This window comes from Roseivivax halotolerans, from assembly GCF_900115815.1.
Classification (GTDB): Bacteria; Pseudomonadota; Alphaproteobacteria; order Rhodobacterales; family Rhodobacteraceae; genus Roseivivax; species Roseivivax halotolerans.
In genome coordinates this window covers 91,142-113,834 of sequence record NZ_FOXV01000011.1, presented here as the reverse complement: position 1 = coordinate 113,834, position 22,693 = coordinate 91,142, and the positions used below count along the sequence as shown (strand labels likewise).

General features: G+C 63.4%; 21 protein-coding genes and 1 riboswitch. Of the genes, 8 read left to right on the top strand and 13 right to left on the bottom strand.

Going from position 1 to position 22,693, the window contains the following annotated elements; genetic code table 11:
• Window positions 1-77: 77 nt before the first annotated feature.
• The 3 genes from BM171_RS14680 to BM171_RS14670 all read right to left on the bottom strand — a co-directional run bounded on the left by BM171_RS14680 (window position 78) and on the right by BM171_RS14670 (window position 2,049).
• Complete coding sequence (locus BM171_RS14680; protein ID WP_093013981.1) at window positions 78-1,343, bottom strand: GAF domain-containing sensor histidine kinase; 1,266 nt, start codon at window positions 1,341-1,343, stop codon at window positions 78-80.
• Between the two features lie 158 nt (window positions 1,344-1,501).
• Entirely contained in the window at window positions 1,502-1,717 is a 216-nt protein-coding gene (locus BM171_RS14675) for a hypothetical protein (protein ID WP_093013978.1), read from the bottom strand.
• Window positions 1,718-1,842: 125 nt separating this feature from the next.
• A complete protein-coding gene (locus tag BM171_RS14670) occupies window positions 1,843-2,049 on the bottom strand; it encodes a cold-shock protein (RefSeq protein WP_093013975.1) in 207 nt (68 codons plus the stop codon).
• A gap of 188 nt (window positions 2,050-2,237) precedes the next feature.
• A riboswitch (cobalamin riboswitch) is annotated at window positions 2,238-2,424 on the top strand.
• A 39-nt stretch (window positions 2,425-2,463) separates the two neighbouring features.
• On the opposite strand from BM171_RS14670, the gene BM171_RS14665 reads away from it, so the two are divergent.
• Window positions 2,464-2,952: a copper chaperone PCu(A)C gene (locus tag BM171_RS14665; RefSeq protein WP_093013972.1), complete on the top strand. Its 489-nt coding sequence runs from the start codon at window positions 2,464-2,466 to the stop codon at window positions 2,950-2,952.
• Between the two features lie 167 nt (window positions 2,953-3,119).
• Here BM171_RS14665 and BM171_RS14660 read toward each other — a convergent pair whose 3' ends face one another.
• Window positions 3,120-4,151 carry an AI-2E family transporter gene (locus BM171_RS14660; RefSeq protein WP_093014042.1) on the bottom strand — a complete coding sequence of 344 codons (1,032 nt, stop codon included), beginning with the start codon at window positions 4,149-4,151 and terminating at the stop codon, window positions 3,120-3,122.
• A gap of 246 nt (window positions 4,152-4,397) precedes the next feature.
• Entirely contained in the window at window positions 4,398-5,489 is a 1,092-nt protein-coding gene (locus tag BM171_RS14655) for a Hint domain-containing protein (protein WP_093013969.1), read from the bottom strand.
• 316 nt (window positions 5,490-5,805) lie between these two features.
• On the opposite strand from BM171_RS14655, the gene BM171_RS14650 reads away from it, so the two are divergent.
• The gene (locus tag BM171_RS14650) at window positions 5,806-6,780 is read left to right on the top strand and encodes an ABC transporter substrate-binding protein (protein WP_093013966.1); all 975 of its coding nucleotides are present in this window, start codon (window positions 5,806-5,808) and stop codon (window positions 6,778-6,780) included.
• Window positions 6,781-6,995: 215 nt separating this feature from the next.
• Here BM171_RS14650 and BM171_RS14645 read toward each other — a convergent pair whose 3' ends face one another.
• A complete protein-coding gene (locus BM171_RS14645) occupies window positions 6,996-8,009 on the bottom strand; it encodes a LacI family DNA-binding transcriptional regulator (protein WP_093013963.1) in 1,014 nt (337 codons plus the stop codon).
• A 132-nt stretch (window positions 8,010-8,141) separates the two neighbouring features.
• On the opposite strand from BM171_RS14645, the gene BM171_RS14640 reads away from it, so the two are divergent.
• Genes BM171_RS14640 through BM171_RS14620 form a run of 5 tightly spaced genes read left to right on the top strand, consistent with a single transcriptional unit; the run spans window position 8,142 to window position 13,826 of the window.
• On the top strand, window positions 8,142-9,200 hold the full coding sequence (locus BM171_RS14640; RefSeq protein ID WP_093013960.1) for a sugar phosphate isomerase/epimerase family protein: 1,059 nt from the start codon (window positions 8,142-8,144) through the stop codon (window positions 9,198-9,200).
• Window positions 9,197-10,339, top strand: coding sequence for a Gfo/Idh/MocA family protein (locus tag BM171_RS14635; RefSeq protein ID WP_217646721.1), 1,143 nt, complete (start codon window positions 9,197-9,199; stop codon window positions 10,337-10,339). The genes BM171_RS14640 and BM171_RS14635 overlap by 4 nt, the downstream gene beginning before the upstream one ends.
• Window positions 10,324-11,847: a sugar ABC transporter ATP-binding protein gene (locus BM171_RS14630; protein WP_425438953.1), complete on the top strand. Its 1,524-nt coding sequence runs from the start codon at window positions 10,324-10,326 to the stop codon at window positions 11,845-11,847. The genes BM171_RS14635 and BM171_RS14630 overlap by 16 nt, the downstream gene beginning before the upstream one ends.
• Window positions 11,847-12,845 carry an ABC transporter permease gene (locus tag BM171_RS14625; protein ID WP_172974952.1) on the top strand — a complete coding sequence of 333 codons (999 nt, stop codon included), beginning with the start codon at window positions 11,847-11,849 and terminating at the stop codon, window positions 12,843-12,845. Before BM171_RS14630 ends, BM171_RS14625 begins: the two co-directional genes overlap by 1 nt.
• 39 nt (window positions 12,846-12,884) lie before the next feature.
• A complete protein-coding gene (locus BM171_RS14620; RefSeq protein ID WP_093014035.1) occupies window positions 12,885-13,826 on the top strand; it encodes an ABC transporter substrate-binding protein in 942 nt (313 codons plus the stop codon).
• Window positions 13,827-13,993: 167 nt separating this feature from the next.
• Here BM171_RS14620 and BM171_RS14615 read toward each other — a convergent pair whose 3' ends face one another.
• The 7 genes from BM171_RS14615 to glpD form a co-directional block, all read right to left on the bottom strand.
• The gene (locus BM171_RS14615) at window positions 13,994-15,715 is read right to left on the bottom strand and encodes an ABC transporter substrate-binding protein (protein ID WP_093013954.1); all 1,722 of its coding nucleotides are present in this window, start codon (window positions 15,713-15,715) and stop codon (window positions 13,994-13,996) included.
• 38 nt (window positions 15,716-15,753) lie between these two features.
• On the bottom strand, window positions 15,754-16,026 hold the full coding sequence (locus tag BM171_RS14610) for a DUF2160 domain-containing protein (RefSeq protein WP_093013951.1): 273 nt from the start codon (window positions 16,024-16,026) through the stop codon (window positions 15,754-15,756).
• Window positions 16,027-16,128: 102 nt separating this feature from the next.
• Entirely contained in the window at window positions 16,129-17,019 is an 891-nt protein-coding gene (locus BM171_RS14605; protein WP_172974953.1) for a carbohydrate ABC transporter permease, read from the bottom strand.
• A complete protein-coding gene (locus BM171_RS14600) occupies window positions 17,016-17,888 on the bottom strand; it encodes a carbohydrate ABC transporter permease (RefSeq protein ID WP_093013948.1) in 873 nt (290 codons plus the stop codon). The genes BM171_RS14605 and BM171_RS14600 overlap by 4 nt, the downstream gene beginning before the upstream one ends.
• On the bottom strand, window positions 17,888-18,979 hold the full coding sequence (locus BM171_RS14595; RefSeq protein WP_093013945.1) for an ABC transporter ATP-binding protein: 1,092 nt from the start codon (window positions 18,977-18,979) through the stop codon (window positions 17,888-17,890). Before BM171_RS14595 ends, BM171_RS14600 begins: the two co-directional genes overlap by 1 nt.
• A gap of 1 nt (window position 18,980) precedes the next feature.
• Window positions 18,981-20,066 carry an ABC transporter ATP-binding protein gene (locus tag BM171_RS14590; RefSeq protein ID WP_093014029.1) on the bottom strand — a complete coding sequence of 362 codons (1,086 nt, stop codon included), beginning with the start codon at window positions 20,064-20,066 and terminating at the stop codon, window positions 18,981-18,983.
• A gap of 28 nt (window positions 20,067-20,094) precedes the next feature.
• Window positions 20,095-21,681 carry a glycerol-3-phosphate dehydrogenase gene (gene glpD, locus BM171_RS14585; protein ID WP_093013942.1) on the bottom strand — a complete coding sequence of 529 codons (1,587 nt, stop codon included), beginning with the start codon at window positions 21,679-21,681 and terminating at the stop codon, window positions 20,095-20,097.
• A 241-nt stretch (window positions 21,682-21,922) separates the two neighbouring features.
• On the opposite strand from glpD, the gene BM171_RS14580 reads away from it, so the two are divergent.
• Window positions 21,923-22,684 carry a DeoR/GlpR family DNA-binding transcription regulator gene (locus BM171_RS14580; RefSeq protein WP_093014026.1) on the top strand — a complete coding sequence of 254 codons (762 nt, stop codon included), beginning with the start codon at window positions 21,923-21,925 and terminating at the stop codon, window positions 22,682-22,684.
• The last annotated feature ends 9 nt before the right edge of the window (window positions 22,685-22,693 follow it).

Genomic DNA, 22,693 nt, shown 5'->3' with positions numbered 1-22,693 from the left:
GATGAGGAGGGCGGGACAGATCTGCGACCGCGCCGACCATCTCGCGGCAACAGGCGGACAGGCTTCTTCAACGGGCTCTAGGCCGTCAAGCCACAGCGCCAGCCAGGGAGCACGAGTTCGACCCATGAGCTGGTCTCGTTGCGGCCGCGTTGCAGTCGGCCACCGTGGAGCTCGGTGATCTTTCGCGCCAAGGGCAGGCCCAGGCCGAGGCCACTGGTCGTGCGTGTCTTCAGATCCTGGTAGATCGCGAAAGGCCGGTCCGATCGGTTGACCTGTTCCTCCGACGGCCCGTCGCCTTCATCGGAACATACAATGCGAAGCGTCCGGTTCTCACCTTTCGTCGAAAATAGCTCTATATCGCCCTTTCCGTGCGTCACCGCGTTCGTCACGAGTGACGAGAGGGCGACAAGCAACTGCTCTCCGTCCCCCTTGATCGTCCGGATCTCGTCTGAACATTGCGTGCGAACATTGCGATGCGACGCCGTGATCATCGGGCTGATCGGAGACACGACGGCATCGAGAAGATCCCGGCACTGAATGGTCTCTTCCGTGAGCATGAGTTCACCACTCTGAAGATCGGTGAACCGCATGACATGCTCGATCAGCCTCTGCAGATGCTCGCCGGACGCTATGACGGCGGAGCTTGCCCGGTCGGACAAGTCCGCGCGCTTCTGTGGATCGATCGCGAGCTCGTCCTTGACGCCCGCACGCAGGAGCCGGGCATTTCCGAGCAGCACGGTCAGCGGCGTGCGGAACTCGTGGCCGATCAAGTTCAAGAATTCCTGCTGCGCGTCGCCGGCGATTTGCTTGCGGTTCGCGGTTTGACCGCCCGAGCGATTCTGGTGCTGCGCCTCGAGATACTGGACGACCTCGGCTGCGAGGTTCTGGAGCGCGCTGATCTTCTCGCCCGACGGCGCTTCGTGGGGCGCGACGTCCAAGGCGCAGACGCTGCCGACACGAAACCCCGATCTCAGCACGATCGGCGCGCCGACGTAAAACCTCACATTCGGCGCCTGCAGGACGGCTGGGTGCGTGCTGAACTCGGCATGTTCGAGCGTGTCGGGCAGGATCAGCGGCAGGTCCGACATGATCGCCCGCGAGCAGATCGAGTAGTCGCGCGGAGTCATTTCCAAGTCGATGCCGGTCTGGCCGAGAAACCATTGGTGGTCGGCGTCGACGACCGAGATCAAAGCGGCTGGCGTGCCGAACATTTCGGCGGCACGCTCGGCTATGTCTTGCAAAAGGGGATCGCCTCGCCGCTCGGAATCGACCACTTCACGCACTTCGCGGAGACGTGCGTGCTCGTTCGATGCAAATGGGAAAGAGATGGCTGAGCGCGTCATCGGAAACTCCTCAAACGTATCTGCTCAGTGTGGAAAACGCGAGAATGCCTTCGCGAGTTCCTGGACATCCATCGAATAAAAAGCAGACGTGCCGCATCTGGTCAGACGTTTTTAAGGCCGCGTTTCGAATCCCCGCGATGCGGGCTCCGGCTGCGCGATCAGTCCTTGCCCTTGGCGGCAGTGCGCTTGGCCGGCTTCTTCGGATCGGCTGCACGATCATCGGCGTCACGCTGCAACCTGGCAGCGCGCAAACGCTCGGTTTTCGCGGTGCGAGCGCTGGTTTCGCGGTCAATGATCTCGGTCGCGATGGCGGTGGTCTGTTCTGCGCGCGTCTCGGATTTCGAGGGCCCCGGAACGGATTTCTTCGAACTCATGCGAGTGCCTTCACGGATCGAGTGTGCCGCCATTGGCGGTTCGAGAGCCGGTGCGCGACGGGACCGCGCTCCGGCAAGCTTAGTGCACCGCGACACGCATCAGAGCGCGTGCCGCGTGCGTTCGATCACGCGAGTTCGAGATTCGTCGCGGATTCGCGACCGTCGCGGCCGCTTTCGATCTCGAAGGTCACCTTCTGGTTGTCCTTGAGCTCGGACAGGCCCGAACGCTCGACAGCAGAGATGTGGACGAACACGTCCTTGCCGCCGGATTCCGGCTCGATGAAGCCGAAGCCTTTGGTGGAATTGAACCATTTTACGGTGCCAGTGGCCATACCGTTGTCTCCTTGTGTGTGCTGTCCGCTGGATGCGACAGCTTTGGCCGTGCCAGTTTCGATCTTCAACTGAGGCCGGCAAAGCGGAGACAGAGGGTCGAGCAAAATACGCAAGCCATCGAGATATGACGACCCGCGCGGAGAATTACAATGACATCCGCGATTTATCTTTGCCTGCGCCGATTGCGTTCGAGGCGCGGCCTGCTACGGTGAGTTCGTCCGAGAAGATTAGGGAAGTCGGTAAGACGCCGACGCTGCCCCCGCAACTGTAAGCGGCATGTCGATCTCCGTAATGCCACTGACCGACAGGTTGGGAAGGTGGGGGTCGGATCGTCCACCGCGAGCCAGGAAACCTGTCAGCGGACATGACTTGAGCCAACCACCGGGGCGGAGGGCCCCGAACAGGAGATCACTATGTTCCACCGTGCAATTACCGCGGCCGCGATATCGGCCGCATTCATCATGCCTGCTGCCGCGCACCATGATGGCGATATCTTCGAAGCGAACGGTATCGTGGTCAGCCATGCCCATACCGTCGAAGTGAGCGCCTCCGCCCATTCGATGGATGTCTTCATGACCATCGAGAACACCACCGACACCGCTGTCACGCTGACCGGCGCGTCGGTCGATTTCGCAGATAGCGGCATCTTCCAGGCACCCTCCGTGAGCGACAGCGGCACCATGTCGGTCCGCGAGGTGAAAGCCCTGGAGATCGCACCGGGCCAGGTGCTGACCATGCAGCCGAGCGGCGTTCACGTCGTCTTCCATAACGTCCAGGAAGCCTTCAAAGGCGGAGACCACTTCCACGCGCACCTGACATTCGACGGTCTCGGAGAGATGGAGATCGAGGTCGAGGTGGAGCATGGCGATCACGACCATGATCACGACGCGGAAACGAGCTGACCGAATTCCGTTCGGCGGACCTTTCTGAAATGAATACGGCCCGGCGATGTCTCGCCGGGCCTGTTTTCTTCGGGCACATGTTGCCGCAATGCCGAACGGTGGATGGGAACAGGGCTTACGGGGCTGGCCGGAAAACTCGAAGACCGGCGAAACGTCCCACCTGCTCGTCAGACCCGCCCACTGGCTGACAGAAGGATCGCCACGGGGCGCGTCAGCTTGATCTCGGCCAGAACCATCACGAGGCTCGCTGTCATCGGAACGGCGAGAAGGGCGCCTGCCAGGCCCCAGAGCGTGCTCCAGAAGGCAAGCGCCAAGAGAACGACGAAGGGACTGAGATTGAACGCGCGTCCCATCATGCGCGGCTCAAGATACGCGCCGATGAACATCTGCGCGGTGGTCAGGGAAATCAGGACGACGCCGGACATCCACAGAGAGCCGAATTGCGCGAGGCTCAGGAGGACCGGAAACACCACGCCGACGATTGATCCGAAATACGGGATGTAATTCAGGAAAGCGATCAGCACCGCCCAGAAGAGCGCGAACTCGATGCCGAGCACCAGCATGATCGCGTAGGAAATCCCGCCGAGAAGGACGTTCAGAACCGTCTTCACGAAGAGGTATTCCCCGACGCGTTCGTTGATCCGGCTCAGAAGCGACAGGGCACGCTCCCCGGTCGTCTCGCCGCCCATCGCGATGACGACCTTCTTCGCCATCGTGCCGCGCTCGGCCATGATGAAGCTCGCGTAGAGAACGACCAGGAACAGGGCGACCCCGAAATCCTGCAACGACAGAAGGGCCGGTGTCACCCAGCTTCCCATATCGATGCGGTCCAGCGTGGCGCTTCTGAGATTTTCCCAGGTCGGCTCGTTCTCGATTCGCAAAAGCCCAGCGAATTGGGTCGCGATCGCGTCGAGATTTGTTTCGTAGCGGGGCAGGGCGGCTGCCACTTGCGCGAGGTTATTGATCACCAGCACGAAGAGAAGGATCACCGCGCAGGTGAAAAGGAGCAGGATGATCGCCCTCAGCGCCCAGTTGGGAAAACGCCCAAGGACCGGCAACTGCCCCATGCTCGCCGCGGCAGTCAACAGAACGTACACCGCGATGATCGCGGAAAGCACCGGCAGGAGAACCGGCTTGCCGATCCAGAGAACCCAGCCGATCATCAATGTCAGTGCCAGACCATAGGTCAGAGTTCTCATGTCGACGTCCGGGTTACGCATGCAATGGCGGCCTTTTCCCGGATGACATGCGGTCGTGTCAATTGGATGGGGCGCCGGGTCGAGGCGAATGTCGCCCCGGCGCTGTCGGTGCGGAAATTGTGGCCAGCCGGTGCGATTCAGAACCGGCGCAGGGCGGCCGTCCGGTGTCACATCACCGGCATCCCAGCCCCCTCACATTTAAGGAAAGCGGCGCAGGCTCGTGGGCTTCGAGGTCACGAGCCGACCTTAAGTCGGCCTTTCCTGGGATGCGGCAGGACACCAGGCCGTGTCGAGAAGCGCTTTCGCGTTCTTCCGGTGGCGCTCAGACATTTTTCGCGCGCGATGTCCGTCCACCAAGGGCCGCGAAGGGCTGACCGCCTCGGAAGGCATCGCATCCTCACCGTCCATTCTCGTCTCGATCTTGCCCAACGGGTCAGGCCCGAGCGTTGCAAGGGCTTGCGGACCAAGCCACAGGCTTTCGCATGGGGCGCCATCTGCGAAGACGATCTCGTGCCGATCGAACATGAAATGAACGTAGGTGACCGACCATGTGGCCCTGTCCACGTCGACCCCGCTCACTCCGACGAGGTGCTTCGCTGCGACCAGGACCTCGTCGCTGCCGAACATGCGGCTTGCAATGCGTGATCTGACGAGGATGCGGTGTTGCGGCGACACCCGCAGATCGCGCGAGGGAATACCCGGCGCCAATACGTTTGGCCCGATCCGGACCGGGCGGAGGCGCGGATGCCGCAGCATCGTCGCGACTCCCAGCTTGTGCCGCGAAATCCCCCGGATCGGCTGCGCTCCACTGTCCTGGGTCAGGACGAGGTCACCGATCGAGAGATCCTCGGCGCTCCGCTCCGTGCCGTCTGCCATGCCGATCAGCGTCTCCCCGGTGAAACAGACGACGTTGATCGCGTGATTCTGCGTCGAGACGAGGGCGGCATCGCTCCCGGCGACATCCGTCAGGCTGCCAGTCCGGATCTCCTGGACGTTCATATCGCCGTAATCGTCACTCGGGATGATGAAATACCGCGTCTCGGACGTGTTCGATACGGTCAGAAAAACGACATCGAGGTTGCTTTCGTGCTGAGGGTCGAAGCTCAGGTTGGTTCCGTCCCCCAGAACGAATCGGCCGCTGCTAGCCGGTTCCTGTATCAGATCGATCCGGTAGGTCTGGCCATCCAGGGTAAACACGTCATTTTCGTCGAACTCGCCGTCGTCGAACGCGCCCGACACCGCGCCATCGACCACGCCGAGCAAGTTGCCGTTCGTTTCTGAATAGGTGGTATTCGCGAAAATTCCGGTCACTTCGATCAGGTCGAAAATGGTTGCCATGTCAGTCCTTCAAGAGCGCGCGCGGTCGTTCTCCCCCTGGAGAGGCGCATGGCAGAATAGGGTGACTGAGCTTGATGAAAGGTTGACGCGAGCGGTCTGAACTTCCCGTTCGGCTCTTTTGGGTCTCATACCGGCGACGCGCGCGCCCCGAACGTTCTTCCAGACCATCCGCCAAATGAAACGGGACCGGGAGAGCGGTTGTAGCCGCGGGGCGATCGGCGTTATGGGGGGGCCGGTTCACGAAACCGACACCGAAGCGGAGCGCAGATTGCAGATCTGCGCCTCGCAAAGTTCAACAACCGAAGACAGGGATCACATGAAAAAGCTTGCTTTGACGACCGCCCTCACGCTCCTCGCCGCTCCGGCCTTTGCCCAGGATGGCGGTGAGTGCGGCGAAGTCTCGATCACCGAAATGAACTGGGCGTCGGCCTCGGTCGTGACCAACGTGGCCACTTTCATCATGCAGCAGGGCTATGGCTGCGACGTCTCCATCGTGCCCTCCGACACGGTGCCCGCCGTGACATCGGTCGCCGAAAACGGCGAGCCCGACATCGTGACCGAGCTTTGGACCAACGCGACCGGCCAAGTCTATGAGCGCCTCAAATCCGAAGGCAGCATCGTGGAGCTGGGCGCCGTGCTCGATCCGGGCGGCGTCGATGCCTGGTGGATCCCGGCCTACCTTGCCGAAGAACATCCCGAGCTGACCACGATCGACGGCGTTCTGGAAAAACCCGAGCTGGTTGGCGGGCGCTTCCACAACTGCCCCGAAGGCTGGGGCTGCCGGGTCTTCAACGATAACCTCCTGCCGGCCTTCGGCGTCGAGGATGCCGGGATCGAGGTCTTCAACCACGGCTCCGGCGAGACGCTGGCGACCTCCATCGCTTCGGCCTTCGAGAACGAGGAGCCTTGGTTCGGCTATTACTGGGCCCCGACCGCGGTGATCGGCCGCTACGACATGGTCCAGGTCGATATGGGCGAGTACAATCAGGAAGCTCACGAAGCGGCGCAGAACCCGGGCGCGACCGATGTCGGCCGCACGTCCTTCCCGCCGGCGGAGATCAAGACAGCTGTCACCACGGACTTCTCCGAGGAGTATCCCGAGCTGACGGAGTTCCTGTCGAACATGACCTTCGAGACAGATACGATGAACACCATCGTGGCCTGGATGGAAGACAACTCCGCCTCGGGTGAAGAAGGCGCGGTCTACTACCTGACCAACTATCAGGACACGTGGTCCGATTGGATCAGCGACAGCGCGCGCGAGAACCTCGCAAGCGTGCTCGAGCAGTAAGCCGCTCATCCTGCGCGCATGGCGGCCCCGATCTTTCGGGGCCGCCATTTACGTGTCTGAAGAGCGCCTTTGACAAATGCGGACCCTCAAAAGGGCGGCTTGGACACGAGCCGGCCCAGGTCCTCGGCGCGCTTGTCTGGCGCGGCGTCGGTGCCGCCCCCGTGCTGGCCGAAGCCAGAGAAACGGACTCCAGGCCGCATCACGAACAGGCCCGATCAGGCGGCCGATCCGCCCTGTGTTTTCGCTCTGTAAGCCGTAGTGCTGGACCGGATCACGAGATGCGGCGGGATCTGGTCGTAGCCCTCTCCGAGCGGCGCATCCTCCAGAAGGGCCGAGACCAGCCGTTCGGCGGCTTGACGTCCCAGACGCGCGCGCGGCTGGTGAATGGTGGTGAGCGGCGGGATGAAATGGCCCGCGAAGTCGACGTCGTCGAACCCGATCACGCTCACGTCGCGCGGCACCTCGAAGCCGAGCCGGTAGCATTCCGAAATGAAGCCGAAGGCGCATTCGTCCGATGCGGTGAAGACCGCCGTCGGACGGTCCGCCATCGCGGCCCAGACATGCGCGGCGGCCGCCCCGGCTTCGATCGTGAACCCGCCATCATGGATATCGGCGGGCAAGCCTCGTGCGGTCATGGCTTCCCGGAAGCCGGCCTGGCGTGCCTGGCTCAACACGTTCTCGGCAGGCCCCGAGACATGCAGGATGCGCTCGTGCCCGAGGGCGGCGAGATGATCGACGGCAACCCGCGCCGCGGCGGCATTGTCGATGCGTAGCCCCGGCAGGGCATAGCCGTCGTTCCATTCGCAAAGCTGGATGACAGGCAGCGTCCAGTTGCGGACCATGTCCGGCGGCAGCGCGCCGTCGAGCAGCACGATGCCGTCCGCCCGCCCGCTCTGAACGATGGCCTCGAGCACATCCGTTCCCGCGCGACTGTCCGAAATCTGCACGGCAAGCCCGGCCTGTCGCGCGACATCCTGAATGGCGGCGATGATCCGGCTGAAGAACGTGTTCGCGAGGTTCGGTGCGAGAACCAGGATCGCCCGCGGCTGCTGTCGGCGCAGATCGCGCGCGGCGGCGTTGATCCTGTAGCCCGTGGCGGAGACGGCGGCCATGACCCGTTCGCGCGTCTTCTCGCCCACGAGGCCGGGCGAGGACAGCGTCCGGCTGACGGTCGCCGTCGACACGCCCGCGGCAGCGGCGACATCTGCGATACGGACGCGTGGGCTCATCGGTTCTCCTTGTTGGCGCTTCGGAGCAAGATTGAGACTTGCCTGCAAGACCCGAGACTGATGTAATCGATTACAGAAAGCTGAGTCGATGCATAATTGAGGAGTTGTGCGCGGCTTGGAGAGGGAGGACAGATGAAGACGATCAAGGGCCCCGGCCTGTTCCTGGCGCAATTCGCCGGGGATGAGGCGCCGTTCAATTCATGGGACAACATAACGCGCTGGGCAGCAGATTGCGGCTACGAAGGCGTGCAGGTGCCGGCCTGGGATGCGCGGCTCGTCGATCTCGACAAGCTCGCCACGTCGGACACCTATCGCGATGAATGGGTCGGGACGGCGCGCGCCAATGGGGTCGAGGTCACGGACCTCTCCACTCACATCCTGGGCCAGCTCGTCGCCGTACATCCCGCTTACGACGCCTGGGTCGACGGCTTTGCCCCGCCCGAAGTGCAGGGCAAGCCGAAAGAGCGGCAAGCCTGGGCGACCGAGGAGGTCAAAAAGGCACTGACCGCGTCGAACAAGCTTGGCATCGGCCAGCATGTCACGTTCTCGGGCGGGCTCGTCTGGCCCTTCGTATATCCGTTCCCGCAGCGGCCGCAGGGCCTTGTCGACACCGCTTTCGACGAACTTGCCGCGCGCTGGCGTCCGATCCTCGATCATGCCGACGCGTGCGGTGTCGATGTCTGCTACGAGATCCACCCGATGGAGGATCTGCATGACGGCGTGACCTTCGAGATGTTCCTGGAACGCCTCGACGGTCACGCGCGCTGCAACATGCTCTACGACCCGTCGCACTATGTGCTGCAATGTCTTGATTACCTTGACAATATCGACATCTATGCCGAGCGCATCAAGATGTTCCACGTCAAGGACGCGGAGTTCAATCCGACCGGCCGACAGGGCGTCTATGGCGGCTACCAGTCTTGGGTGAACCGCGCGGGCCGCTTCCGGTCTCCCGGTGACGGACAGGTCGATTTCGGTGCGATCTTCTCCAAGCTTGCCGCGATCGACTTCGACGGCTGGGCGGTGGTCGAATGGGAATGCGCGCTCAAGCATCCCGAGGATGGCGCCCGCGAAGGCGCGGCCTTCGTGCGCGATCACATCATCCGCGTCACCCCGCACGCCTTCGACGACTTCGCGGGCGGCGATATCGACGAAGCCACGAACCGGAAGATGCTGGGATTGGACACATGAAACGGATCAGGTTGGGCATGGTCGGCGGCGGCGCCGACGCATTCATCGGCGGCGTGCACCGGATCGCCAGCCGCATCGACGGGCATTTCGATCTCGTGGCGGGGGCGCTCAGCTCCACTCCCGATAAGGCAAGGAAAAGCGGAGAGGCGCTGGGGCTCGATCCCGCCCGCTCCTATGGCTCGTTCGAGGAGATGGCCGAGGCCGAAGCGGCGCGCGAGGACGGCATTGAGGCGGTCAGCATCGTGACCCCGAACCATGTACATTTCGCCGCCGCAAAGCCGTTTCTAGAGCGCGGCATCCACGTCATCTGTGACAAGCCCCTGACGGCGACCTTCGATGAAGCGGAGGCAATGGCAAAGGCCGTCGGAGAGAGCCAGGCGCTCTTCATCCTGACCCACAACTACACCGGTTACCCGATGGTGCGTCAGGCGCAGGCGATGGTGGCTGACGGCGCGATCGGCACGCTGCGGGTCGTGCAGGTCGAATATCCGCAGGACTGGATGACCGACGACGTGGAGACCCAAGGCGTCAAGCAGGCCGAATGGCGGACGGACCCCGCGCGCTCCGGTGCGGGCGGCTCCATCGGCGATATCGGCACCCATGCCTACAATCTCGCAGCCTTCGTGACCGGGCAGGTGCCGGAACGGCTCGCGGCCGATCTGCAGAGCTTCGGCGCGGGCAGGGCGCTCGACGACAACGCGCATGTCATGCTGCGCTACGAGAGCGGCGCGCGCGGCATGCTTTGGTGCAGCCAGGTCGCGCCGGGATGCGAGAACGGGCTTCGCCTGCGAATCTTCGGTGAGGCTGGCGGTCTCGAATGGGCGCAGGAAGATCCCAATTACCTCTGGTACACGCCGCACGGGGAGCCGTCGCGCAGGATCACCCGCAACGGCGCGGGCGCCACAGAGGCAGGCACATCGGTCAGCCGCATCCCGCCGGGCCATCCCGAAGGATATCTCGAGGCCTTCGCAACCCTCTATACAGAGGCGGCCGATGCCATTCGCGCCGCGCAAAACGGCGAGGCGCGCGAGACGGTCATGGGCAAGCTGCCTGGACTTGCCGCCGGACTCGAGGGCATGGCGTTCATCCGCGCCTGCGTTGGGTCGTCGAAGGACGATGCCGCATGGGTCACGATATGACGGGCGAGCCGGTCCTCTCCTTGCGCGAGGTTCGCAAGAGCTTCGGTCCGGTCGAGGTGCTTCATGGCATAAATCTCGATCTGCGTGCGGGCGAGGTTCTCGCGCTCATCGGCGAGAACGGGGCTGGCAAGTCCACCACGATGAAGATTCTCGCAGGATACCAGCCCGCAAGCTCGGGCCGGATACTCCTCGATGGCGAGGAGGTCACGTTCGGCTCTCTGCATGACGGTGAGGAAGCCGGGATCGTGATGATTCACCAGGAGTTCAACCTCGCCGAGCAGTTGACCGTCGAGCAGAACATCTTTTTGGGGCGCGAGCTGCGGCGTGGCCTGATGCTCGACAAACGCCGCATGCGGCAGCTTTCGCGGGAGTATCTCGACCGCGTGAATTGCCGCGTTCATCCGGACACGAAGGTTTCGGAGCTGTCGAATTCAGACAAGCAAATGGTCGAGATCGCCAAGGCGCTCAGTCGCGACGCCCGCGTTCTCATCATGGACGAGCCGACGGCAGTGCTGACGGGCTCGGAGACCGAGATCCTTTTCGAACAGGTTCGCCGGATGACAGCGCAGGGCACGGCGGTTCTTTTTACCTCGCACAAGCTGGGCGAGGTCTCGGCCATCGCGCATCACGTCACGGTCCTGCGGGACGGGGCGGTGGTGCATGACGGTCGCGCCGCCGATATCAGCGAAGACGGCATGGCGACGGCGATGGTCGGGCGCGATGTCTCGGACCTGTACCCAGAAAAGTCGGGCCATCCCGAAGAGGTGATGCTGCGTGTCAGCGGCCTGACCGTTCCGGGATACGCACAGGACGTGTCGTTCGAGTTGCGGCGCGGCGAGATTCTGGGCGTCGCGGGCCTGATCGGGGCTGGCCGCACCGAGACCTTCGAGGGCCTGTGCGGACTACGCCCAGCCCGCGCGGAACGCATCGAGATCGGCGGGCAACCCGTTGCCATCTCGAAACCACGCGACGCGCTCGATCATGGGCTCTGCTACCTGACCGAAGACCGCAAGTTGCGCGGTTTGCTGCTCGACAAGTCGATGCGGGTCAACCTGACCCTGCAAGCGCTGGACCGCTTCGGCGGCTGGATGATCGACCGCGCAGCCGAAGACCGGGCGCTCGACAAGGCCATCGGCGAGTTCGACATCCGCGCGGGTCAGCGCGATATGGCGGTGGGCAACCTCTCGGGCGGCAACCAGCAGAAACTGCTTCTTGCGAAGATCATGCAATCGGAGCCGATGATCCTGATCGCGGACGAGCCGACGCGAGGCATCGATATCGGCACGAAGCAGCAGATCTACACCTTCCTGCGAGAGCTCGCCGGGCAGGGCCACGGCGTGGTGATGATCTCTTCGGAGATGCAGGAGGTCATCGGCCTGTCAGACCGCGTGATGGTCATGCGGACGGGAGCGGTGGCCGGCATGCTGACAGGCGATGAGATGACCGAGGACGCCATCGTGCGGCTCGCGGTCGGTCTTGGCGCGAATGACGAGGGGCAAGTGGCCTGATGACTTCCGAGACGACGAATACCCGCGCGCGGCGCAGCCTGCCCTCGATGAGCGTGCTTGGCCCGATCCTCGCGCTTCTGGTCCTGATCGCGATCGGGGCGATGATGAACTCCAACTTTCTCGGTGCGGCGAACATCACCAACGTGCTCGCGCGTTCCGCTTTCATCGGGATCATCGCGGTCGGCATGACCTTCGTGATCACCGCGGGCGGGCTCGATCTCTCTGTCGGCTCGATGGCGGCCTTCATCGCGGGGCTGATGATCCTCGTCATGAACGCGGCGCTCCCCTCGCTCGGGGTGGGCGTGCCGATCATCCTGCTGGGGATGGCGGTCGCGGTGGTCGCGGGCATCCTCGCGGGGCTTCTCAACGGCTTTCTCATCACGACCGTCGGGATCGAGGCGTTCATCGTCACGCTCGGCACGATGGGGATTTACCGCAGCCTCGTCACATGGCTCGCAGACGGCGGGACGCTGTCGCTCGATTTCGGGCTCCGCACGTTCTACCGGCCGGTTTATTTCGATGGGATTCTCGGGATCTCGTGGCCGATCATCGTATTCGCGCTCGTCGTCATCATCGGCGAATTCCTGATGAGCCGGGCGCGGTTCGGCCGGCACTGCGCGGCGATCGGCTCGAATGAGGCGGTGGCGCATTACTCGAATGTCGATGTGAACCGGACGCGGCTTCTGACCTACGCGATGCTGGGCCTCTTCGTCGGGATCGCAACCATCATGTACGTGCCGCGTCTCGGCTCCGCGTCCGCTTCGACCGGCCTTCTGTGGGAACTCGAGGCGATCGCGGCGGTCATCATTGGCGGCACCGTCTTGAAAGGCGGCTTCGGCCGGGTCTGGGGCACCGTCATCGGCGTCCTGATCCTGAGCCTCATCGACAACATCCTGAATCTGACCGACCTGGTCTCGCCTTATCTCAATGGCGCGATCCAGGGGGTCATCATCATTCTCGCGGTCATTCTGCAGCGAGAAGCCAAGGCCAAGGGCTAGAGCCCGGCCGATCAACTGGGAGGAACCGAAATGTCTTACATGAAGACGACACTTCTGGGCTGCACGATGCTGGCACTGTCCGGCACAGCCTGGGCCCAAGACGATACGACCGTGATCGGCGTGTCGATCCCCGCCGCGACGCATGGCTGGGCAGGCGGCATGAACTTCCACGCGCAAGAGACGGTAGAGCGCCTGGAAGAGACCTATCCGCAGCTCGACTTCGTGCTGACGGCCGCCTCGGATGCCGGCGCGCAGGTCAACGATATCGAGGACATGGTTGCAACGCGCGGCATCGACGCGCTGGTCGTGCTGCCCTTCGAGAGCGATCCTCTCACCCCGCCGATCCAGTCCGTCGCCGAGAATGGCACCTGGGTCACCGTGGTCGACCGCGGGCTCAGCCAGGACGGCATCGAGGATCTCTACGTCGCCGGTGACAATCCGGGCTTCGGCCGCGTTTCGGGTGAATACATGGTCAGCCAGATGCCCGACGGTGGCGACATCGTCGTTCTGCGCGGCATCCCGACGACGATCGACAACGAACGCGTGGAAGGGTTCGAACAGGCCATCGAAGGCTCCGGCATCAACATCATCGACATGGAGCACGGCAACTGGAACCGCGATGACAGCTTCAACGTGATGCAGGACTTCCTGCAGAAGCACGATCAGATCGACGCGGTCTGGGCCTCGGACGATGACATGGCCGTCGGCGTTCTGGCGGCAATCGAGGCGGCCGGACGCGACGACATCCAGTTCGTTCTCGGCGGCGCGGGCATGAAGGAGATGGTCAAGCGCGTCATGGATGGCGACGAGATGATCCCGGCCGACGTGACCTATCCGCCGTCGATGATCGCAACGGCCATCGAGATGACCGCGGTCGGCATGGTGTCGAATGCGCCGGTTTCCGGCACGTTCACCATTGGCTCGGTCCTGATCACGCCCGAGAACGCGGAGCAGTTCTACTACCCCGACAGCCCGTTCTGATCCTGCCGATATCCTGAACGACGACGCGCCCGCTTTCTTCCGAAAGCGGGCGCGTTTCTTTTGGAAGGAGCGAGATACGTCAGTCCCCGAAGCGAGCCCGTTCCCGAAGGCCGGCGCGCACTAAAAACGCGCGCCGAGGATGTCCCCGGCGCGCGCTGTGGCAAGTCTTACTCCTGCCAGGACTGGATCAGCTCGTCATAGGAGACGGTCTGAGGTTCTTCGTCCTCGTTCTCGAGAGCGGGCTTCGGTGCGCCCGGCTGCTCGAGCCAGTAGGACGCCTCCTGCTCTTCATTGAGAACCGGGCCGAGATCGCCCTGGACGCCGGCGCGCTCGAGGCGGGCCATCACGTCTTCCATGTCCGCGCAAAGCGTATCGAGCGCTTCCTGCGTGGACTTGGCACCCGACATCGCATCACCGATGTTCTGCCACCAGAGCTGCGCGAGCTTGGGATAGTCCGGCACGTTGGTGCCGGTGGGCGACCACTGCGTCCGTGCGGGCGAGCGGTAGAATTCCACCAGACCGCCGAGGCGCGGCGCGCGCTCGGTGAAGTGCTCGGAGTTGATGGTGCTCTCGCGGATGAAGGTCAGGCCCACGTCGGCCTTCTTCACGTCGACCGTCTTGGAGGTGACGAACTGCGCGTAGAGCCAAGCGGCCTTGGCGCGATCCGTCGGGGTCGAGTCGAGGATCGTCCAGGAGCCCACGTCCTGGTAGCCGACCTTCATCCCTTCCTCCCAGTAGACGCCATGCGGGGAGGGGGCGAGGCGCCATTTCGGCGTGCCATCCTCGTTCATCACCTCGGGGCTGTCGACCAGCGGCGCCACGAAGGTGGTGTACATGAACATCTGCTGCGCGATGTTGCCCTGACCCGGGACCGGGCCGGCCTCGGAGAAGGTCATGCCGGCAGCGGCGGGCGGCGAGTAGTTCTGCAGCCACTCGATCGCCTTGTCGACGGCATAGACCGCCGCGGGCGAGTTGGTGGCGCCACCGCGATCGACGCAGGCGCCGACGGGCTGGGAGTTCTCGTTCACACGGATACCCCATTCGTCGACAGGCAGGCCATTCGGCTCACCCGTGTCGCCCATGCCAGCCATGGACATCCAGGCATCGGTATACCGCCAGCCGAGGCTCGGGTCCTTCTTGCCGTAATCCATGTTGCCGAAGATTTCCTGCTCCACGCCCATGTGGCTCAGGTCGCGGCCGGTGAAGAACTCCGCGATGTCCTCGTAGGCTGCCCAGTTGACCGGAACGCCGAGCTCGTAGCCGTATTCGCTTTCGAAATCGGCGCGGTTCTTCTCGTCGTTGAACCAGTCGTAGCGGAACCAGTAGAGGTTCGCGAACTGCTGGTCGGGCAACTGGTAGAGGTTGCCATCGGGCCCGGTGGTGAACTGGGTGCCGATGAAGTCCTCGAGATCGAGCGTGGGCGAGGTCACGTCCGCGCCTTCGCCGGCCATCCACTCGGTGAGGTTGCGCGCCTGGCCATAGCGCCAGTGCGTGCCGATCAGGTCGCTGTCGTTGACATAGGCGTCATAGACGTTGTTGCCCGACTGCATCTGCACCTGCAGACGCTCGACCACGTCGCCCTCGCCGATGAGGTCGTGGGTGACGTTGATGCCCGTGATCGCCGAGAAGGCGGGCGCGAGCACCTGGCTTTCATATTCATGCGTGGTGATCGTCTCGGAGACGACGTTGATGTCCATGCCCTGGAATTCCTGGGCGGCATCGATGAACCACTGCATCTCGGCTTCCTGCTCTTCGCGCGTCAGCGTCGAGACATCGCCGATCTCGGAGTCGAGAAACTCCATTGCCGCTTCCATGTCGGCGAAGGCCGGACTGGATACCAGCCCCAGCGCAACCGCCATGGCGGTGGTCGTTCTTAGTGAAACGTTCATTGTTTCCTCCCTTTTTGAACGTTGGTCGTGTTTGCCCCTCACACGAAGCGGAAGATCCCCGCTGCGAGGACGAGGCAGGCAATCAGCGCGTAGGGCTGCGGGGCGATCCCGAAACCCAGCCACGCCAAATTCAGAAAGGCCGACATCAACAACGTGATGAAAAGCCGGTCACCGCGCGTCGTCTCGATCCCGAGGATGCCCCGGCGGGGCGTCTCGGGATACTTGACCGCGAGGATCGTGAAGGTGATCAGAAGCGCCGCGATGACTGCGAAGAAAGCCGCCGTCGGCCAGGTCCATGCCATCCATGCCATGTCAGGTCTCCTTTCGCGGCGAAGTCGTGAAGACGGGCGAGCGTGACGCCCGGCGCGGAAGACGGCCGAAGGCCGCCCCGGACGCGCTGAGGAGAGCGCTCATCACACCCTCCCCAGGGCAAAGCCCTTCGCGATGTAGTTCCGCACGAAGTAGATCACGAGAGCGCCCGGCACGATGGTCAGAACGCCTGCCGCCGCGAGGACGCCCCAGTCGATCCCGGCCGCGCCTTGCGTCCGCGTCATGGTCGCGGCGATGGGTTTCGCATCGACCGATGTCAGCGTGCGCGACAGCAGCAGCTCCACCCACGAGAACATGAAGCAGAAGAACGCCGCGACGCCGATGCCCGAGGAAATGAGCGGCATGAAGATCCGCGTGAAGAACCGCCCGAAGGAATAGCCGTCGATATAGGCGGTCTCGTCGATCTCCTTGGGCACGCCGCGCATGAACCCTTCGAGGATCCAGACCGCCAGCGGCACGTTGAAGAGGCAATGCGCCAGCGCCACCGCGATATGCGTGTCAAACAGCCCGACCGAGGAATAAAGCTGGAAGAAGGGCAGGGCGAAGACGGCGGGCGGCGCCATCCGGTTCGTCAGGAGCCAGAAGAACAGGTGCTTGTCGCCGACAAAGCTGTAGCGCGAGAAGGCATAGGCCGCCGGCAGCGCGACCGCGAGGCTGATGACCGTGTTCAGGATCACGTAGATCAGCGAGTTCACGTAGCCCATGTACCAGGACGCATCCGTCAGGATGGTCACGTAATTCTCGAAGGTCAGATTGCGCGGCCAGAGCGAGAAGGTCCCGAGGATCTCCGAATTGGTCTTCAGGCTCATGTTCACGAGCCAGTAGATCGGCAGCATCAGGAAGAGCAGGTAAAGGCCCATGACGATGGCCGACCCGTTCGGACGGAAGCGCTTTGCCGTCGCCGTCCGCGGCTTGGCTGCGGTGACGTCGCCCGGGATCGAGGCGGCGCCGGGGGCTGCACTCGTATCGGTCATTTCGCATCCCTTTTGTCGAGGTTCGTCATCACGGTGTAGAACACCCAGGAAATCGCGAGGATGACGAGGAAGTACATGATCGAGAAGGCTGCCGCCGGGCCGAGGTCGAACTGCCCCAGCGCCATCTTCACAAGGTCGATGGACAGGAAGGTGGTGGCATTGCCGGGCCCGCCGCCGGTCACGACGAACGGCTCGGTATAGATCATGAAGCTGTCCATGAAGCGCAGGAGGATCGCGATCATCAGCACGCCCAGCATCTTGGGCAGCTCGATATAGCGGAAGACGGCCCAGCGGCTGGCCTGGTCGATCTTGGCGGCCTGGTAATAGGCATCCGGGATCGACTGGAGGCCCGCATAGGCCAAAAGCGCGACGAGCGACGTCCAGTGCCAGACATCCATGACGATCACGGTCGTCCACGCGGCGTAGAAGCCTTGGGTGTAGTTATAGTTGATCCCGATCGCATCGAGCGTATGGCCCAGAAGGCCGATATCGACGCGGCCGAAGATCTGCCAGATCGTGCCGACGACGTTCCACGGAATGAGCAGCGGTAGCGACATCACCACGAGGCAGAACGAGGCCCAGAAGCCCTTCTTGGGCATGTTGAGCGCGACGAACACGCCGAGCGGCACCTCGATGGCGAGGATGATCGACGAGAACACGACCTGGCGGCCCAGCGCGTTCCACATCCGCTCGGACGCCAGCATCTCTTCGAACCAGTAGATGCCGTTCCAGAAGAAGACGTTGTTCCCGAACGTGTCCTGAACCGAGTAGTTGACCACGGTCATCAGCGGGATCACCGCCGAGAACGCCACGAGGATCAGCACCGGCAGAACGAGGAACCAGGCCTTCTGATTGACGGTCTTGTTCATCAGGCTGCCTCCCTCTGGCCTTTGGGCGCGACGCGCCAGTCGTTCTCGTAGACGTTGATGCCTTCGGGATCGAAGGTGATCCGGTCGGTCCCGGCGGGCACCGGCGTGCCTTCGGGCAGGGTCGCGTTGATCTCGCGCCCTGCGACATCGAGGCGGATGATCTTGTGGCGGCCGACATCCTCGATCCGCAGGATCTTGGCGGGGATGCCGTCGCCGCCCTCGGCGAGGCGGATGAATTCGGGCCTGACGCCGAGCTGGGTCTTGCCGCCCGCCGTCGCATAGCTGGCGGGCAGGGCGATGCGCGCCTCGCCGATGCGTGCCTCGCTGCCCGAGATTTCCGCGTCGAAGACATTCATCCCCGGCGAGCCGATGAAGTAGCCCACGAAGGTGTGGGCGGGCCGCTCGAACAATTCCTGCGGCGTGCCGATCTGAACGACACGGCCGTCATACATGACCACGACCTTATCCGCGAAGGTCAGCGCCTCGGTCTGGTCGTGGGTCACGTAAATCATCGTGTGCCCGAAATCGTGGTGCAGCTTCTTCAGCTGCGTTCTGAGCTCCCACTTCATGTGCGGGTCGATCACGGTCAGCGGCTCGTCGAAGAGAAGCGCATTCACGTCCTCGCGCACCATGCCGCGCCCGAGGCTGATCTTCTGCTTGGCATCCGCAGTCAGGCCGCGCGCCTTGCGGTCGAGCTGCGCCTCCATGCCGATCATGTGCCCGACCTTCTGCACCAGGCGGCGGATCTCGTCGGCGGGCATCCGGCGGTTCTTGAGCGGAAAGGCGAGGTTCTCCCGCACGGTCATCGTGTCGTAGACGACCGGAAACTGGAACACCTGCGCGATGTTGCGCTCGGCGGTCGCCTGATGGGTGACATCCTGCCCGTCGAACAGGATCCGCCCCTGGCTCGGGTGCAAGAGACCCGAGATGATGTTGAGGAGCGTGGACTTGCCGCAGCCCGAAGAGCCGAGCAGCGCGTAGGCCTCGCCGTCCTGCCAGTCGTGGTTGAGCTCCTTCAGCGCGTAATCGTCCTCTCCCGAAGGGTTCGGCAGGTAGGAATGCGCGAGGTTGTCGAGCGTGATCTTGGCCATGTCAGGCGGCCTCCGCGTAAGGTGCGGCCTGGCACAGCGCGCCCGACCGGTCGAACAGGTAGACATGCGCGGGATCGAGATGGACCGTCACATTCTGGCCGGGCGTCAGTGCGCGCACGCCGTGTATCAGTCCGACCCAGCGCTCGCCGTGGTGATCGAGGTGGATGAACGTCTCCGAGCCCGTGATCTCGGTGACGGTGAGGGTCGTCTCGAAGCTCATCGCGCCTTCATGGCCCTCAAGTTCGAGATGGTTCGGCCGGAACCCGGCGGTGTAGGCACCATCGGCGAGCGAGGCGCCGAGCCCCTTCGCAGGCGTCGATTGTCCATCGCCGAATTCGATCCGGTCGCCGCGTTTCTCGATCTGGAGGAAGTTCATCGGCGGATCGGAAAAGACGCGCGCCGTCGTCACGTCCGCGGGCTTGCGATAGACGCTGGGGGTCTGCCCGAATTGCGTCACCCGGCCTTCCCACAAGGTCGCGCATTGACCGCCCAGAAGCAGCGCTTCTTCAGGCTCGGTCGTGGCATAGACGAAGATGGAGCCCGATTCCTCGAAGATCTTCGGGATCTCGGCGCGCAGCTCCTCGCGCAGCTTGTAATCGAGGTTCGCCAGTGGCTCGTCGAGCAGCACGAGACCGGCATTCTTCACCAGCGCGCGGGCGAGCGCACAGCGCTGCTGCTGGCCGCCCGACAATTCCAGGGGCTTGCGGTCGAGCATCGGCGAGAGTTGCATGAGATCCGCCGCCTCGCGCACCTTGCGGTCGATTTCGGCCTTGCCCAGACCCAGAAGCCGCATGGGCGAGGCGATGTTGTCGTAGACGGTCATCGACGGGTAATTGATGAATTGCTGGTAGACCATCGCGACCTTGCGGTCCTGGACGCGCATACCGGTCACGTCCTCTCCCTGCCAGAGGATGCGGCCCGTGGACGGCTGGTCGAGCCCGGCCATCAGACGCATCAGCGACGTCTTGCCCGAGAGCGTCGGGCCGAGCAGCACGTTCATCGTGCCGGGCTCCAGCACCATGTCGGTCGGATGGATGTGGGTCTCTGTCCCTACCATCTTCGAGACGTTGTCGAGCGTGAGCGTCATCCGCGTCTTCTCCTCCTGTCGCGCGCCTTCATTCGGCCGCGAGCTTTCGTTCGTCTGCCCGTGCGACCATGAAGGCATCGAGCGCCGCGAGCTGGTCCTTGTCGAGCCTCAGTCCAAGCTTGGTGCGGCGCCAGACGATGTCCTCGGCCCGGCGTGCCCATTCGCGATCCATGAGCCAGACGACCTCGGCTTCGCTGAGCGTCGCGCCGAAATCCCGACCGAGGTCTTCTTTCGTCGCGGCCGCGCCCAGCATCTCGCGCGCCTCCGTGCCATAGGCCCGGACAAGCCGACCGGCCCACTCGGGCGTCAGGAACGGGAAGTCGCGGCGGAGGGCCGATGTCAGCGCCTCTACCCCATCCACCGGGAACTGCCCGCCGGGCAGGGCCACCCCTGCGGTCCATGCGCCCGGCAAGCCGTCGAAATAGGGCGACAGCTCCTGCATCGCGCTTTCGGCGAGCCGGCGATAGGTGGTGATCTTGCCGCCGAAGACGTGCAGGACCGGCGCACCGCCCTCGGCCTCAACCTTCAGCGTGTAATCCCGCGTCGCAGCCGAGGCAGAACTCGCGCCGTTGTCATAAAGCGGGCGCACGCCCGAATAGGACCAGACGACATCCTCGGCGGAGATCGGCTCCTTGAGATAGGCGTTCACGAAGTCGATCATGTAGTCGCGTTCGGCTTCGGTGCATTCTGCGGGGCTTTCGGCATTCGTATGTTCCTGGTCGGTCGTGCCGATCAGCGTGAAGTCGCGCTCGTAAGGGATGGCGAACATGATGCGTCCGTCACGTCCCTGAAAGAAATAGCATTTGTCGTGATCGAAGAGCCGCCGCGTGACGATGTGGCTGCCCCGGACAAGCCGCGTCTTCTCGCGGCTCTCGGCATGGATCGTATCGCGAATGACGTCTCCGACCCAGGGCCCGGCTGCGTTCAGCAAGGCCTTGGCGAAGACCTCGCGACGACCCGCATCGTCCTCCAGGACAATGCGCCAGAGCGCGTCTGTCCGCTCCGCCGAGACGACTTTCGTGCGCGGCAGGATCTCGGCGCCGCGCGCTTCGGCATCCCGCGCATTCAGGACCACGAGGCGGGAATCCTCCACCCAGCAATCGGAATACTCGAAGGCCGTCTCGAACCGGTCGTCGAGCGGCGCACCCTCGGGTGACGAACGCAGATCGAGCGTCTTCGTCGCGGGCAGGATCTTCCGGCCGCCCAGATGATCGTAGAGGAAGAGCCCGGCCCGGATCAGCCAGGCGGGGCGGCGACCCTTCATCCAGGGCATCACCGTCGAGAGGAGCTTCGACATCGGCGTGGAGCCCTCGAAGCGCATGTCGCGATGCACAGGCAGCACGAAGCGCATCGGCCAGGAAATGTGCGGCATGGCTTTGAGAAGCGTCTCGCGCTCTTCCAGCGCCTCGCGCACGAGCCTGACCTCGAAATACTCAAGGTACCGCAAGCCACCGTGGAACAGCTTGGTCGAGGCTGAGGACGTGGCCGATGCCAGGTCGCCCATCTCGGCCAGCCCGACGGACAGGCCGCGCCCGGCAGCGTCACGCGCGATGCCGCATCCATTGATGCCGCCGCCGATGACGAAGAGGTCGAATGTCAGGTCCCCCCGGGCCACTGCGTCCTCCCAAACCCAGCTTGCGTTCAATGCTGAGTCGTAACGAATGGCAGCGCTCTTGGAAAGCGAAAATCTTCTTTTTTTTTCGTTTTTGGTCGCCAGGGTTGGCTTTGTGAGAGGCGAAGGCGCCCTAATTTACTGAATCTAAGTGAAATTTCCTTTTTCGAAGATGAGGGGGATTCAATTTATTGACAAAAGCGAACATCAAGGAACAATGGAGGCAGTCAAAACGCGTGTGCCCGTGTCGCAGTCAATCCGCTATCCAGAGATCCTCGAGATCGCCCGCCGCGAAGGCAAAGTCACCGTCGAGGGACTGGCGGAGCATTTCGGCGTGACGCTTCAGACCATCCGCCGGGATCTCAGCGACCTGGCCGATCTGGGTCGGCTCGAGCGGGTGCATGGCGGGGCTGTCCTGCCGTCCGGCACGACGAATATCGGCTACGAGGACCGTCGCAGCATCAACGCCGAGGGCAAGGCCGCGATCGCCCGCGCCTGCACCTCTGAGATCCCGAACGATTGCTCCATCTTCCTCAATATCGGCACGAGCACCGAGGCTGTCGCCGAAAAGCTGCTCGCGCATCGCAACATTCTTGCGGTGACCAACAACCTCAATGTCGCGGTGACGCTCGCGCGCAATCCCGAATGCGAGGTGGTCGTCACGGCGGGCGCGCTGCGCCGTGCGGATGGCGGCCTGACCGGTGATCTGACCGAGCGGACGATCCGCCAGTTCAAGTTCGATATCGCGGTCATCGGCTGTTCGGCGATCGACGAAGAAGGCGATATCCTCGATTTCGACATGCACGAGGTCGGCGTCACCCGCACGATCATCGAGCAGTCGCGGCGCGTCTTCCTTGTCGCAGATCATACCAAGTTCCGCCGAAAGGCACCGGTCCGCGTCGCCTCGGTGTCGGATCTCGCGGCGCTCTACACCGATACCGATCCCGATCAGCAGATCGTGCGGCGCTGCCACGACGAGAACGTGCGATTGGTGGTTGTCGAGTGAAGGTCCGCT